The following is a 15,238-nucleotide window of genomic DNA, read 5'->3' as shown; positions in this document are numbered from 1 at the left end:
CTCTATGTTTATCTCAAAACATAGGTGAGTTAAATTTGTTCGTTTTGATGTTTTATTGATGGCTTTATGAAGAGTGATTTTTAATAAGTGAGTGCTAGAAAGATGGAAACACCAGTCGTTGATTTGTGGCTTTGTTCTCTAAGCGATTTGGATGAAGATACTGATCATGTGTCGCGCCTTAAACAGAAACTGACCGACGATGAAGTCGCCAAGGTGGAGCGTTATCGAATGCCTTCATCTCAGATCCAAGCGATCTATGTTCGTAACTACTTACGAGAGGTTCTGTCGATCTACTCTGATTTGACGGCTGAAGAGTGGCGGTTTGAGTATGGTGAAAAAGGAAAACCAAGCTTGGTTGCAGAGCAGCAACACAAAACCGGACTGGATTTCAATATTAGCCACAGCCAAGCTCATTTACTGATTGCTGTCTGCCAAACGAAAGGGCAAGCACTACTGCTTGGGGTGGATATTGAACATGCAAGAAGTTCGACCAACATCACTGCGATAATGAAGCATTACTTTTCGGAATTTGAGATTAACGATTTACTCGGGCTGGATGAGGTATCTCAAAGAGAGCGTTTCTTTGATTTGTGGGCACTGAAAGAGTCGTATATCAAAGCGACAGGAAAGGGGTTAGCCACATCATTGAAAAGTTTTTCGTTCGACTTTTCCAATCTAACTCAACAAACACTGCCACTTCATTCGTCGGGTTTACAACCAGAGTTACATGGCGAAATCATTGTACATAACGGAGTTGGGTTGGATGCTGCTGAACAAGGTGATACTTCAACAGATTGGCAATGCAGTTTAGGAAGGCTGGATAACCAGTTTCGATTTGCCGTGACGCTTGGTGGTGCAACGCTTCCTATGCAATTAGAGATGAAGTGCTTCCCCAAATCGAAGCAACTTGGCTGAGTTACGCTCGTTACACTAGAACCTTGAGCTTCTAATCTGGAACAAGGCGCACTTTCAGCCACTCGCCTCTCAGCCACTAACAATCTTAGTTAACTCGTTTCGCCAAGCATCGCTTTTAATACTTCAGCGGGTACAGGCTGAAGTTGTTTGTCTTTATCTAGGCAAACCATCTCGATATCACCAATCACGGCAGGTTTAATCGCATCTTTACGCCACACTTCTTGTCGCCATAAGGTTTTGTATTTGCCATCGAGTTCAAAAGAGGTTCGGATGTCGCAGATCTCTGCGAACTCAACGCCATCCTGAAAGGTCATATTGGCTTTATACACCGCAAAACCCAGTCCATGTTCATTCCATAATGTCGCCAGTTTATCGCTGCCCAATACATGCTCGCGTGCACGCTCAAAGTATTTAAGAAAGTTAGGGTGATAAACCACACCTGAGTGATCGGTATCTTCGTAGTAAATCTGTACTGGGTGATGGTAGATCTTGCTCATGGGTCGCAACTCTTGGTAAGTAGTGGATCAGTAAATCTGACTAAGTTGTGCAGCACTCTACAGGATAGGTTGAAATTACTTCAAGGCATCATCGTGAAAGGGGCTTTGGTCAGACCTCATTTATCACTGATGCTTTGGTCAACTCCCACCCATTTATAAATATTCTATGTGTCATTTTCCACCCATTAAATTTTGCAAAGAGTGAACGACTCATGTTGGCAACTATGATGAAGCCTTGTGGTTAAAGGCTTGTTAATGTTTTGTATCAATATGGCGCGCTAATTGCCTTAGTGAAAGCACGCAGTTCCCATTGAAGGGCTGCTTTGTTTACTAAGGAGAATAATAATGTTTAAGCCTCTTACCCTGCTATCTGTATCTGCTCTGGCACTCACAAGTTTTAATGCTGCTGCAAACTGTGACCCTGGTGAAATCGTGATTAAATTCAGTCACGTAACTAATACCGATAAGCACCCGAAAGGCATTGCCGCTTCTCTACTAGAAGAGCGAGTAAACACTGAAATGAATGGTAAAGCTTGTATGCAAGTTTTCCCTAACTCGACGCTTTACGATGATAATAAGGTACTGGAAGCCCTGTTAAATGGTGATGTTCAAATGGCGGCACCTTCGCTGTCTAAATTTGAGAAGTTCACTAAGAAATACCGCATTTTTGACCTTCCGTTCCTATTTGAAGATGTAGACGCCGTTGACCGTTTCCAAAACTCAGAATCTGGTGAAAAACTGAAGAATGCAATGAAACGTCGTGGCCTACAGGGTCTAGCGTTTTGGCACAATGGCATGAAACAGATGTCGGCGAACAAACCTCTTATCAATCCTGAAGATGCGGAAGGTTTGAAATTCCGTGTTCAAGCATCAGATGTATTGGTAGCTCAGTTTGAACAACTAGGCGCTAATCCACAGAAGATGTCTTTCAAAGAAGTGTACGGTGGCCTGCAAACTAAGGTTATCGATGGCCAAGAAAACACATGGTCAAACATCTACGGTAAGAAGTTCTTTGAAGTACAAGACGGCGTGACTGAAACCAATCACGGCATCTTGGATTACCTAGTTGTAACCTCAAACGATTTCTGGAAAGACCTACCTGAAGATGTACGCACGCAGCTTGGCACTATCGTTCAAGAAGTGTCTGAGACGCGTAACGCGGAATCTTCAAAAGTTAACCTAGCGAACAAAAACAACATCATCGAAGCTGGTGGTGAGGTTCGTACGTTGACGCCTGAGCAGCGTCAAGCATGGGTAACGGCACTTCAACCAGTATGGAAGAAGTTTGAAAAAGACATCGGTTCAGATCTTATCGATGCAGCATTAGCTTCAAACCAATAACACCGCTATGGGGTGGCGGCTCCCTACCGCTGCCCTTTATTAAAACAATTATAAGCGGAGTCAATTATGGAAAAGCCTCAAATGGAACAACCAAATTCTAGCGAATCAGCACTGGAACCCTCTCTTTTTTCCAAAGTCGGAAGAGTTACGGATGCGATTGAAGAGTCATTAATCGCATTTTTCCTTGGCGCAATGACGCTACTTACTTTTGCCAATGTGGTATTTCGATACGCATTCAATGACAACATTTTATGGGCATTGGAACTGACGGTATTCATGTTTGCATGGATGGTATTGGTCGGCGCATCTTATGGTGTTAAAAAACACTTCCACATTGGTGTTGATGTCATCATCAACCTTGCCCCTGAAAAGCTACGCAAAGTGTATGCGTTAATCGCGGTGACCAGCTGTCTAGCATTTTCAATCTTACTTCTTATCGGCTCTTGGAACTATTGGTACCCATTCGCGACCGATCGCGCATGGTATGAGACCGACGATATTCCAATGCCAGAGATGCTTCAGTTTCTTGCTGATTGGCTGAATGAAGGCGAACGATACGAGAAACTGCCACGCTTTATCCCTTACATGGCGCTGCCGATTGGTATGGCAATGCTGACGTTCCGTTTTGCTCAAGTTGCTTACCAAGTAGTAACCGGCAAACTCGACCGCATGATTGCTGGGCACGAAGCCGAAGAAGAGCTGGATGCATTGAAAGCGGACGTGCTAGCGGGTTCTGATGAAGACGCGACAGCGGTATTGGATTCGACGAAGCCAAACAAGGCGAGTGAGTCGGATACAAAATCTAACGGTAAGGAAGACTAATCATGGCAATGTTATTTCTATTTTTAATGGTAATTGCTTTCATGTTGGTCGGTGTACCAATTGCGATTTCCCTAGGTTTATCGAGCGTAATATTCTTATTGATGCACTCAGATGCGTCATTAGCATCAGTCGCACAAACGCTGTTTAATGCTTTTGCAGGCCACTACACACTCTTAGCGATTCCTTTCTTTATCTTGGCCTCTAGCTTCATGTCTACAGGTGGCGTTGCGAAACGTATTATCCGTTTTGCAATCGCGATGGTGGGTTGGTTCCGTGGCGGTTTAGCGATGGCATCGGTTGTGGCATGTATGATGTTCGCAGCGCTGTCTGGTTCGTCTCCGGCAACGGTAGTGGCAATCGGTAGTATTGTTATCGCGGGTATGATCAAGAACGGCTACTCAAAAGAGTTCGCGGCAGGGGTTATCTGTAACGCGGGTACTCTGGGTATCTTGATTCCGCCTTCAATCGTGATGGTGGTATACGCAGCGGCGACGGATGTATCGGTAGGTCGTATGTTTTTAGGTGGCGTTATTCCTGGCCTGTTGGCGGGTGTGATGTTGATGATTGCTATCTACATTGCGGCGCGTATTAAGAAGATTCCTGCACAGCCATTTGTGGGTTGGGGCGAGATGTTCTCAGCCGCAAAAGACGCGAGCTGGGGCTTGTTACTGATTGTCATTATTTTGGGTGGTATCTACGGCGGTATCTTTACTCCGACCGAAGCGGCGGCAGTCGCAGCGGTTTACGCGTTCTTTATTGCCAACTTTATCTACAAAGATATGGGGCCTTTTGCGGATAAGAACAACACTAAGCCAGCTCTGGTTAAGGTGTTCCAAACCTTCTTCCATAAAGACACCAAAGATACACTTTATGATGCGGGTAAGCTGACGATCATGTTGTTGTTTATCATTGCCAACGCATTGATTCTTAAGCATGTACTGACGGAAGAACGTATTCCTCAAATGATCACAGAATCTATGCTTTCTGCAGGCTTAGGGCCGATCACCTTCTTGATTGTGGTGAACGTACTGCTGTTGATTGGTGGACAGTTCATGGAGCCATCAGGCTTGTTGATCATCGTAGCGCCGTTGGTATTTCCAATCGCAATTGCTTTGGGTATCGACCCAATTCACCTTGGTATCATGATGGTGGTGAACATGGAGATAGGGATGATAACCCCGCCAGTTGGGCTTAATTTGTTTGTGACCGCAGGGGTCGCGAAGATGTCGATGATGAACGTGGTGAAAGCGGCACTGCCTTGGGTGGGCGTGATGTTCTTGTTCTTGATTATCGTAACCTACGTGCCTTGGGTTTCTACATGGTTACCAACCTCCTTGATGGGGCCGGAAATCATAACCAAGTAGCTATTCCACGTAAATATTCCAAGTAGCTATTTGCTCCAAGTAGTTATTTGAGTCATTCACTGACATGGAATTTAATCCATAAAAAATGGAGGAGGTCGCTAGACCTCCTCATCTATATTTCTGCCACGATTTGACTGAGGGTTTATCTGCTCATACAAAGCGCGTTTTGCTTCTAATTCTGGCGTATTTAAATCGACGTGATGATCGGTATAGTAAATGCCATCTATCTCAAAAGTATCAGTAATCGATGGTACTCTCGTTTTCTCACCCATAACCACTTCCTTATTATATTTATTGCATAACATCCTGTTATTGAAATAAGTATAGGTGATCTTGCTCGCAAATCTAATTTAGTTTGGTTCTACCTTATAAGACTCTTTCGTTAGCTGGTGTTTTTGCATCTTGTCGTAGAGGGTTTTCCTAGGTAATTGCAGCCTCTCCATGGTCTCTTTTATGCTGCCATTACACTCAATAAGTGCTTGCTTCAGCGTGTTTTTTTCGAAGTCAGATACCAGTTCAGCTAAGGACAGCTCTTGAGCCGTTTCAACGGTGCTGTCTGATAAGTGAGAAAGCTTCCCTAAAAGCACAAAACGCTCTGCCGTATTACGTAATTCTCGAACATTTCCCGGCCAATCATGAGCGAGAAGCGCGTGCAGTTCTTTTTGAGGAAGGGCTGGGGCTGTCTTGCCATAGCGAGCCGCCGCCACCAATAGGAAGTGGTGGAAAAGGGCAGGGATGTCTTCTTGTCTGCTTCTCAATGGAGGTAAATCTAGGGTGACGACATTGAGTCGGTAATAAAGATCTTGGCGGAAGGTGCCTTCTTCAGCAGCTTTCTTTAAGTCGACTTTGGTTGCCGCAATTACGCGGATATCCAGAGGCACTAGTCCGTTTGAGCCTACTCTTTCGATGACGCGCTCTTGTAGTACACGCAGCAAACGAATTTGCGCCTGCATCGGCATGGATTCGATTTCATCTAAGAACAGGGTTCCGCCCTGAGCAAACTCAAATTTACCAACCCGCTTACTTTCTGCGCCAGTAAACGCGCCTTTCTCGTGGCCATAGAGTTCACTTTCAATCAGGTTTTCAGGCACTGCTCCACAGTTAACTGCGACAAAGTTTTGCTCTCGACGGCTGCTTTGTTCATGCAGAGAGCGTGCTACTAACTCTTTACCTGTGCCTGTTTCACCAAATAGCAAGATGTCGGCATTGGTGTCGGCAACATGGGTGATGATAGAACGCAGCTCGGTCATGGATTGCGTGTCACCAATGATTCTCGGGCCGAGTGCTTTGCTGGCTTTGAGCGAACGCTTAAGCTCAAGGTTTTCCAAGGTCAATTGGCGCTTTTCAATGGCGCGTTTGGTGGTTTCGATAAGGCGTTCATTGGCGAACGGTTTTTCAATGAAATCATAGGCGCCATCTTGAATCGCTTGCACCGCCATCGAGATGTCACCGTGGCCAGTGATCATGATGACGGGAATCTCTTTGTCTTTATGCATTACAGTGTTGAGCAGGTCGTGCCCCGAGATACCCGGTAAGCAGATATCAGTGATGATCACGTGAGGCAATCCGTTCTCTTGAATCGCGATCAGGGCCGATTCTGCATCGGGAAAGAATTCGGCATCAATATCCGCGAGCTCAAAGCTCTGCTCAATCGCCATTCTTAGGTCAGATTCATCATCAATGAAGTAGACGTGACACATAGTTATTCCTTTACTCTTTTATACTAATTATCGCTGAGTTTGTTCGTTAGGCCGTATTTGAACGGACTCATCTCAGTCTGTTATTTTTGCTTCGCGTGCTGGGTTTTATTCTTTTTGTCTTGGCTGTTCTTGTTGCTCTTGCTCTTGTTCTTACTGTTGTTCAACAAGGGGCAACTCAATGCTAAATCGAGCACCGCCTTGTGGACTCGTTCCTGTCGTGAGTTTGCCGTTAATCCCGCTGATTATCTGTTGAGAAATTGATAGCCCTAATCCAAGACCGTTCTTCTTAGTCGTATGAAAGGGTTCGAAAAAGTTTCCGCTCGAAGAGGAAGTAAAACCGGGGCCATTATCGTCGACATGGATCAGTAGCGTGTTGGCTTCATCCGTTTCTCTAACTTCTAATAGGATAGCCAACTGCTTGTCGTCTTGGCTTTCCATTGCCTGAATCGCGTTGGTGAGTAGGTTAATAATGACCTGTTCGAGCTGGATGGCATTGGCGAGCACGCTTGCGTCAAAGGTTTCAGGCAGTTCATTAGTCTTAACTCGTTCACTCTTGAGTTGTGGCTTCATCAACTCACGAGATGAATGCAATATGGGGAGGATCTGTAATATGTGCAGCTCTTCCGCGGTCGACTTTTTAGCAAAGGAGCGAAGCTGGTGGCTAATTTTCGCCATGCGATCGGTGAGCGCTGAAATACGCGATAAGTTGTCATCGACACGATCGGTTTTCTCTTTGGCTAGAAACAGTCGTCCATTGTCGGCGTAGCTACGAATCGCAGCGAGCGGGTTATTCAGTTCGTGGCTGATGCTCGCTGACATCTGACCTAATACCGCCAATTTTGCCGCTTGGATGAGCTCGTCTTGGGTGTGTCTGAGTACCCGCTCGGTTTCGATGCGTTGCTTGATCTCAACGTGTAGCTCAGAGGTTCTTTCGAGAACTTGAAACTCTAGTTTCTGGTTAGCCTCTGACTGTAGCCTATCGATCTGAGCGCGTCGGTGTTGACGGTGCAGATTAAGTTGGATGACCAGATAAATAATTGCAAAGACCAAACTCAGCACCACCATATAGGCGACCAAGTCCCACCAGACCAAGTGGGTGGGAGAGAAGACCCTGACCGTTAATCCAGGATCAGGTAGAAAGCGTGAAGAGGTGAAAAACTTCTCTTTAACTAACGGGTGCGAGGAGCGAATACTGCTGGTGGCACTTTCTAGGTCGCCAGAGAAATGCAGGCTCTCAATTTGAGTATCGAGGTATTGTTGATTTTCTCGAATACGAGTTTGCTGTGCAGCATCCAGAGGTTGAAGACTCTTGAATAGCCACTCTGGGTTGCTCGACATGAAAATAATCTGGTCTTTATCATCAGCGACAAAAAAGCTTTGTTTGCCTTGCCAGCTTGCTTCAATCAAAGACAAATCCATTTTTACCACAATTACACCAATGATTTCAGCGGCATAGGAAACAGGGTAAGAATAATAGTAACCACGCTTGCCCGAGGTTGAGCCCAAGGCAAAGTATTGTTTTTCGTGCCCTTGAATGGCTTGTTGGTAATAAGGGCGAAAGGCGAAATTACGCCCGACAAATGAGTGCTTTAGGTTCCAGTTACTAGCCGCGATAGTGGTGCCGATGCTGTCCAACAAATAGGTGTCGGATGCCTGAATCACTGTGTTGACGTGTTCAAGATAGCGATTGGTTAGCTCTATCTGGGCAGAATTGCTTGGCGAGTGTAGGGCATCGATCAGCTCTTTATCTTTTGAAAGTAGTTCTGGGATGTGGGCGAACTTGTCCAATTGGCTGGCAACGTGGACGGAAAAGCGGTCTAAGTTAGATTGATGATCATTTAACAAACTTTGATGGCTTGTGTTCCATACCCAGTGGCCGCCAACGATCATCAGCAAGCTGTAGGTGACCAACAATAGGATACGAATTCTCAAAGCTTGAAACATGGTGGTTCTCCGCTAAATCGGGCTAACAATACAAAGCCTGCTTTCTCTCATTCATCACAGTAATTAGCGGTAGTTTTTACTGAAAATAGAGAGCCAGTAGATAGGTTTAGGTTAAGGCTTTGTAACGGAGATTGTTGAAAAAGTTATCGACTCTGAGGGGTAAAACAAGAGCAAGATCTCTTTTTAAGGTTTTTAGGAAAAAAAGCCCTCGATTCCCTTGAAAAAGTCGCTATTGTCCCCATTTCTGTTGTGCTAAGTGATGTTTTGATCGTTTTTGTATCATTTAGTTGGACGAATTTAGAGCATTCATCATCAAGCAGAGGTGAACGGCTCGACAGAGATTAAACAGATCGCTAGAATGTCGCGTCTAAAATTTCTGTCCTGAGGCTAATCGGAGATACCTTTCTTGTTTCTGAAAACAAGCTTTGTTGCGTTTTAATTGGCGCGTGAAGAACGAAGATATCGCTGATTAGTCTGGTGTTTGGTTGAATAATCAATTCAGACATCAATGCTCGATTTTAAATTAGGTGTTCGGATAGAGCACTACACAAGGATGCAGCCAACAACGCCGGCTTTTGAATTAAAGCTAAGTTACGGCTCATATGCTCAGATTACTGAGCCAGTTTTGAGGTTTATATAATGCAAGTTACTGTTGAAACGCTAGAAGGCCTAGAGCGCCGTCTTAATATTACTGTTCCTGCTGCTAACATCGAAGATGCAGTTACAGCTGAACTACGCAACATCGCGAAAAACCGTCGTTTCGATGGTTTCCGTAAAGGCAAAGTGCCAATGAAGATGGTTGCTAAAATGTACGGCAAAGCAGTACGTCAAGACGTGATGGGCGAAGTAATGCAACGTCACTTCATCGAAGCGATCGTTAAAGAGAAAATCAACCCAGCTGGCGCACCAACTTTCGCACCAGTTGAAAACAACGAAGGCGCTGACCTAGTATTCAACGCAACTTTTGAAGTTTACCCAGAAGTTGAGCTGAAAGGTCTAGAAAACATCACTGTTGAGAAACCAGCAGTAGAAGTTAAAGACGCAGACGTTGAAGAGATGATCGAAACTCTACGTAAGCAACAAGCAACTTGGACTGAAGTTGAAGCTGCAGCTGACTCTGGTTCTCGTGCAACTATCGACTTCGTTGGTTCTATCGACGGTGAAGAGTTCGAAGGCGGTAAAGCTGAGAACTTCCCACTAGAGATGGGTGCTGGTCGCATGATCCCTGGCTTCGAAGACGGTATCGTTGGTAAAACAGCAGGTATGGAATTCGAAATCGACGTAAACTTCCCAGAAGATTACCACGCTGAAAACCTAAAAGGTAAAGCGGCTAAGTTCTCTATCAAGCTGAACAAAGTTGAAGCTCGTGAACTTCCAGAACTAAACGAAGAATTCGTTTCTAAGTTCGGCGCTGCGGACGGTGTTGAAGGTCTTAAAGCTGAAGTTCGTAAGAACATGGAGCGTGAGCTTAAGCAAGCTGTTAAGAACCGCATCAAAGAGCAAGCTATCGACGGTCTAGTTAACGAAAACAACATCGACGTACCTTCTGCTCTTATCGATCAAGAAATCGGTGTTCTACGTCAACAAGCTGCTCAACGTTTCGGTGGCAACACTGAAGCTGCTGACCAACTTCCACGTGAGTTGTTCGAAGAGCAAGCTAAACGTCGCGTAGTTGTAGGTCTTCTTCTTGGTGAAGTAATCAAGACTGAAGAGCTAAAAGCTGACGACGAGAAAGTTAAAGCTATCATCGAAGAGATGGCTACAGCATACGAAGATCCAACAGAAGTTATTGCTTACTACGAGCAAAACGAGCAAATGATGAACAACATGCGCAACGTTGCTCTAGAAGAGCAAGCTATTGATGCAATCATCGCTAAAGCTCAAGTTTCTGATAAAGAAGTTAGCTTCAACGAGCTAATGAATCAGCAACCTGCTTAATATAGTAATATCTGACGTAGAAGGTTGACGTACGGTCAACAATTCTGCTAACAATGGTCCGTATGATTTAATCATTCGGGCCATTTATTTTAGGGACATAAGAATATGAGCTACCAAGAAAAAAATACAATGCCATCGATTATGGACGCACTAGTTCCTATGGTGGTTGAACAGACTTCCCGTGGTGAACGTTCTTACGATATTTATTCTCGTCTATTAAAAGAACGTATCATTTTCTTAACAGGTCAAGTGGAAGACCACATGGCAAATCTTGTCGTGGCTCAACTGCTTTTCTTGGAATCAGAAAACCCAGACAAAGATATCTATCTTTACATCAACTCACCTGGCGGTAGCGTAACAGCAGGCATGTCTATCTACGACACAATGCAGTTCATCAAGCCAAACGTGAGCACAGTATGTATGGGTCAAGCTTGCTCTATGGGTGCATTCTTACTAGCGGGTGGTACTCCAGGTAAGCGTCACGTGCTTCCAAACTCACGTGTAATGATTCACCAGCCACTTGGCGGCTTCCAAGGCCAAGCGTCTGATATTCAAATTCACGCGCAAGAGATCCTAACGATCAAACAAAAGCTAAACAAACTATTGGCAGAGCACACTGGTCAGCCTCTAGAAGTTGTTGAGCGTGATACTGATCGTGACAATTTCATGTCTGCTGATCAAGCAGTAGAATACGGCTTAGTGGATTCAGTTCTTAATCACCGCGGCCAATAATTGCAGGGCAATTGTTTAACGCAAAGTGATTCAAATTGATATACACTCAAGCATAGAGAGTAAAGGCTAAGAGGTTAGCGAATGACAGATAAAAGCAAAGAGGGTGGTAGCGGTAAACTGCTTTACTGCTCTTTCTGTGGCAAAAGCCAACACGAAGTTCGCAAGTTAATCGCAGGTCCTTCTGTTTACATTTGTGATGAATGTGTCGATCTATGTAACGACATTATTCGTGAAGAAATTAAAGATGTTCTTCCTAAGAAAGAATCTGAATCGCTGCCAACGCCGCGTGAGATTCGTGAGCATCTTGACGACTATGTAATCGGTCAAGAATACGCGAAAAAAGTGCTAGCAGTTGCGGTATATAACCACTACAAGCGTTTACGCAATGGTGATACAACGGCTGAAGGCGTAGAGCTAGGTAAGAGTAACATTCTTCTTATCGGTCCTACTGGTAGTGGTAAAACACTACTTGCTGAAACACTGGCTCGTTTCCTAGACGTTCCTTTCACAATGGCAGATGCAACAACACTAACCGAAGCCGGTTATGTGGGCGAAGATGTTGAAAACATCATCCAGAAGTTGCTTCAGAAATGTGATTACGACGTAGCGAAAGCGGAACGCGGCATTGTTTACATCGATGAAATCGACAAGATTTCTCGTAAAGCTGAGAACCCATCAATCACGCGTGACGTGTCTGGTGAAGGTGTACAGCAAGCTCTACTAAAACTTGTTGAAGGTACAGTTGCTTCAGTTCCACCTCAAGGTGGTCGTAAGCATCCACAGCAAGAGTTCTTGCAAGTGGACACGTCTAAGATCCTATTTATCTGTGGTGGTGCATTTGCAGGCCTAGATAAAGTGATTGAACAACGTGTAGAAACAGGTTCAGGTATCGGCTTCGGCGCAGAAGTGCGTTCAAAAGACGAAACCAAAACTATCGGTGAATTGTTCACTCAAGTAGAACCTGAAGATCTAGTGAAGTATGGTCTAATTCCAGAATTCATTGGTCGTCTACCTGTTACAACAACACTGACAGAGCTTGATGAAGAAGCGCTAATCCAAATCCTTTGTGAGCCAAAGAATGCACTGACAAAACAGTACGCTGCATTATTTGAGCTTGAGGATACAGAGCTAGAATTCCGTGAAGACGCTTTACGTGCCATTGCTAAGAAAGCAATGAACCGTAAAACGGGCGCTCGTGGTCTACGTTCTATCTTGGAGGGTGTTCTACTAGAAACTATGTACGAACTGCCATCTTCAACTGATGTAAGCAAGGTTGTGATTGATGAGTCGGTAATTAATGGTGAGTCAGAACCACTATTAATTTACAGCAACTCAGATAACCAAGCAGCTGTTGCAGAGTAGGTCTTTTTTAGACAAGTCACTCAAATTGAAAAAGGAGGTAAGCAATTACCTCCTTTTTTTTATTCTTCCATTGAATCCAGTCGTTTAAGCCCCATATACTGCTTTATAAGTTAAAGCGGAAGAGAGAAATATATGAACTTGGAACGTTCCGAGCGTATCGAAATCCCCGTGCTACCTCTACGTGATGTAGTGGTTTACCCACACATGGTTATTCCATTGTTTGTTGGTCGTGAAAAATCGATTACTTGCCTTGAATCGGCAATGGAAGCTAACAAACAAGTACTACTTGTAGCGCAGAAAGAAGCGGACACTGATGAGCCTTCAATTGACGACCTATTTAAAGTAGGTACTGTCGCTACCATTCTTCAGTTACTAAAGCTCCCTGATGGTACTGTTAAAGTGCTTGTCGAAGGTCAACAGCGTGCAAAAATTCACCAATTCAAAGAAAGTGAGTTTTTCTTAGCGGACGCAGAATACGTTGTAACCTCAGAACTTGACGAAAAAGAACAAGAAGTGGTTGTTCGCAGCGCGATCAATCAATTCGAAGGCTTTATTAAGCTGAACAAAAAGATCCCACCAGAGGTTCTAACATCTCTGAACGGTATTGATGAGGCAGCTCGCCTTGCTGATACGATTGCTGCGCACATGCCACTTAAACTGGTCGACAAGCAGCACGTTCTAGAAATCTTAGATGTGACAGAACGTCTGGAATTCTTGATGGGCCAAATGGAGTCAGAAATTGACATCCTGCAAGTTGAAAAACGCATCCGTGGCCGCGTTAAGAAGCAGATGGAAAAATCTCAGCGCGAGTACTACCTGAATGAGCAAATGAAAGCGATTCAGAAAGAACTTGGCGAGATGGACGACGCACCTGATGAATTCGAGACTCTGAAGAAGAAGATCGAAGACTCTAAGATGCCTCAAGAAGCTCGTGAAAAAACTGAGCAAGAATTGCAAAAACTGAAGATGATGTCGCCAATGTCTGCTGAAGCAACAGTAGTACGTAGCTACATTGATTGGATGGTGGGCGTTCCTTGGGCTAAGCGTTCAAAAGTTAAAAAGAATCTAGCGAAAGCGGAAGAGATCTTAAACGAAGATCACTACGGCTTAGAGCGTGTTAAAGAACGTATTCTTGAATACTTGGCAGTACAAAACCGAATCAATAAGCTAAAAGGTCCAATCCTTTGTCTTGTTGGTCCTCCTGGTGTAGGTAAAACCTCGCTAGGTCGTTCGATTGCTGCAGCAACGGGTCGTAAATACACACGTATGGCACTTGGTGGTGTTCGTGATGAAGCTGAGATTCGTGGTCACCGTCGTACGTACATCGGTTCACTTCCGGGTAAGCTAATCCAGAAGATGTCCAAAGTTGGTGTTAAGAATCCCCTGTTCCTATTAGATGAGATCGATAAGATGTCTTCTGATATGCGTGGCGACCCGTCTTCAGCGCTTCTAGAAGTACTAGATCCAGAACAAAACAACGCATTTAACGATCACTACCTAGAAGTAGATTACGATCTGTCAGATGTTATGTTCGTGGCAACATCGAACTCGATGGACATTCCTGGGCCTCTACTGGACCGTATGGAAGTGATTCGTCTATCTGGTTACACAGAAGATGAGAAGCTGAACATTGCTAAGAGCCACTTACTGGACAAGCAAGTTCAACGCAACGGTCTTAAGCCTCATGAAATTGAGATTGAAGACTCTGCAATCATCGGCATCATTCGTTACTACACGCGTGAAGCGGGTGTACGTAGCTTAGAGCGTGAAATCTCTAAGATCTGTCGTAAAGCAGTGAAGAACATCTTGCTAGACAGCGACCTTAAGTCTGTAACGGTTAACATTGATAACCTGAAAGAGTACTTAGGTGTTCAACGTCACGACTTTGGTAAAGCGGATGAAAGCAACCGTATTGGTCAAGTAACTGGCTTAGCGTGGACTCAAGTGGGTGGTGATCTACTGACTATCGAGACCGAAGCAATGCCGGGCAAAGGTAAGCTAACGCAAACTGGCTCACTTGGCGACGTGATGAAAGAGTCGATTCAAGCGGCAATGACTGTGGTTCGTTCTCGTGCTGAAAAACTGGGTATCAACTCAGATTTCTACGAAAAACGCGACATTCACGTTCACGTACCGGAAGGTGCTACACCGAAAGATGGCCCGAGTGCGGGTATCGCAATGTGTACTGCACTTGTCTCTAGCTTGACGGGTAACCCGGTTAAAGCAGAGGTCGGTATGACAGGTGAAATTACCCTTCGTGGTGAAGTTTTACCTATCGGTGGCTTGAAAGAAAAACTGCTTGCTGCGCACCGTGGTGGCATCAAAACTGTACTGATTCCTAAGGACAATGAACGTGATTTGGAAGAGATTCCAGACAACGTAATCGCTGACCTGAAGGTGATCCCGGTCCAATGGATTGATGAAGTACTGAAAGTCGCGCTAGAACGAGATCCGTCAGGGGTCGAGTTTGACGTGAAAAAATAGTGATGCATAGCAAAAATAAGTAAAGAATTACGCTGATAGGCTCGAAAAGGCTTGTCAGCGTTTTTTTTGGACGCTAAGTTATTTGACTAAAGCGGCAGCCCTTTTGCAATAAGGCTTGCGGCTAAATTAAAACCAAAAT

General features: G+C 44.7%; 12 protein-coding genes and 1 pseudogene. 9 read left to right on the top strand and 4 right to left on the bottom strand.

From position 1 onward, the window contains the following. Nucleotides 1–102: 102 nt before the first annotated feature. Nucleotides 103–915 carry a 4'-phosphopantetheinyl transferase superfamily protein gene (locus L1D37_RS05435; RefSeq protein ID WP_239847173.1) on the top strand — a complete coding sequence of 271 codons (813 nt, stop codon included), beginning with the start codon at nt 103–105 and terminating at the stop codon, nt 913–915. Between the two features lie 89 nt (nt 916–1,004). Here L1D37_RS05435 and L1D37_RS05430 read toward each other — a convergent pair whose 3' ends face one another. Next, entirely contained in the window at nt 1,005–1,412 is a 408-nt protein-coding gene (locus L1D37_RS05430) for a thioesterase family protein (RefSeq protein ID WP_239847171.1), read from the bottom strand. A gap of 345 nt (nt 1,413–1,757) precedes the next feature. Here L1D37_RS05430 and L1D37_RS05425 point away from each other — a divergent pair, with 345 nt between their 5' ends. The 3 genes from L1D37_RS05425 to L1D37_RS05415 all read left to right on the top strand — a co-directional run bounded on the left by L1D37_RS05425 (nt 1,758) and on the right by L1D37_RS05415 (nt 4,939). Then, nucleotides 1,758–2,753: a TRAP transporter substrate-binding protein gene (locus L1D37_RS05425; protein ID WP_010439482.1), complete on the top strand. Its 996-nt coding sequence runs from the start codon at nt 1,758–1,760 to the stop codon at nt 2,751–2,753. 66 nt (nt 2,754–2,819) lie between these two features. Continuing rightward, complete coding sequence (locus L1D37_RS05420; protein ID WP_239847169.1) at nt 2,820–3,575, top strand: TRAP transporter small permease; 756 nt, start codon at nt 2,820–2,822, stop codon at nt 3,573–3,575. A 2-nt stretch (nt 3,576–3,577) separates the two neighbouring features. Continuing rightward, complete coding sequence (locus L1D37_RS05415) at nt 3,578–4,939, top strand: TRAP transporter large permease (RefSeq protein ID WP_239847168.1); 1,362 nt, start codon at nt 3,578–3,580, stop codon at nt 4,937–4,939. Nucleotides 4,940–5,037: 98 nt separating this feature from the next. Here the strand turns inward: L1D37_RS05415 and L1D37_RS05410 are convergent, their stop codons facing one another. From L1D37_RS05410 to L1D37_RS05400, 3 genes are all read right to left on the bottom strand, one after another. Further along, nucleotides 5,038–5,211, bottom strand: a complete 174-nt coding sequence (locus L1D37_RS05410; RefSeq protein ID WP_017631412.1) for a hypothetical protein — start codon at nt 5,209–5,211, stop codon at nt 5,038–5,040. Between the two features lie 78 nt (nt 5,212–5,289). Beyond that, the gene (locus L1D37_RS05405; RefSeq protein ID WP_239847167.1) at nt 5,290–6,639 is read right to left on the bottom strand and encodes a sigma-54 dependent transcriptional regulator; all 1,350 of its coding nucleotides are present in this window, start codon (nt 6,637–6,639) and stop codon (nt 5,290–5,292) included. Between the two features lie 150 nt (nt 6,640–6,789). After that, nucleotides 6,790–8,583, bottom strand: a complete 1,794-nt coding sequence (locus tag L1D37_RS05400) for an ATP-binding protein (RefSeq protein ID WP_239847165.1) — start codon at nt 8,581–8,583, stop codon at nt 6,790–6,792. Nucleotides 8,584–8,745: 162 nt separating this feature from the next. On the opposite strand from L1D37_RS05400, the pseudogene L1D37_RS24055 reads away from it, so the two are divergent. The 5 genes and pseudogenes from L1D37_RS24055 to lon all read left to right on the top strand — a co-directional run. After that, nucleotides 8,746–8,928 (top strand): annotated as a pseudogene (locus L1D37_RS24055) (hypothetical protein); the annotation flags it as partial. Between the two features lie 294 nt (nt 8,929–9,222). Next, nucleotides 9,223–10,521, top strand: coding sequence for a trigger factor (gene tig, locus L1D37_RS05395; RefSeq protein ID WP_239847163.1), 1,299 nt, complete (start codon nt 9,223–9,225; stop codon nt 10,519–10,521). Nucleotides 10,522–10,626: 105 nt separating this feature from the next. After that, nucleotides 10,627–11,253, top strand: coding sequence for an ATP-dependent Clp endopeptidase proteolytic subunit ClpP (gene clpP / locus L1D37_RS05390; RefSeq protein ID WP_004736080.1), 627 nt, complete (start codon nt 10,627–10,629; stop codon nt 11,251–11,253). 81 nt (nt 11,254–11,334) lie between these two features. Further along, the gene (clpX, locus tag L1D37_RS05385; protein WP_009847283.1) at nt 11,335–12,615 is read left to right on the top strand and encodes an ATP-dependent protease ATP-binding subunit ClpX; all 1,281 of its coding nucleotides are present in this window, start codon (nt 11,335–11,337) and stop codon (nt 12,613–12,615) included. 132 nt (nt 12,616–12,747) lie between these two features. Then, complete coding sequence (lon, locus tag L1D37_RS05380; RefSeq protein ID WP_017060619.1) at nt 12,748–15,099, top strand: endopeptidase La; 2,352 nt, start codon at nt 12,748–12,750, stop codon at nt 15,097–15,099. Nucleotides 15,100–15,238: the final 139 nt, after the last annotated feature.

This window comes from Vibrio sp. Isolate33 (genome assembly GCF_022397895.1).
Taxonomy (GTDB): Bacteria; Pseudomonadota; Gammaproteobacteria; order Enterobacterales; family Vibrionaceae; genus Vibrio; species Vibrio pomeroyi.
The sequence above is the reverse complement of the archived record's forward strand: the minus strand, read 5'-3'. Positions and strand labels throughout refer to the sequence as shown.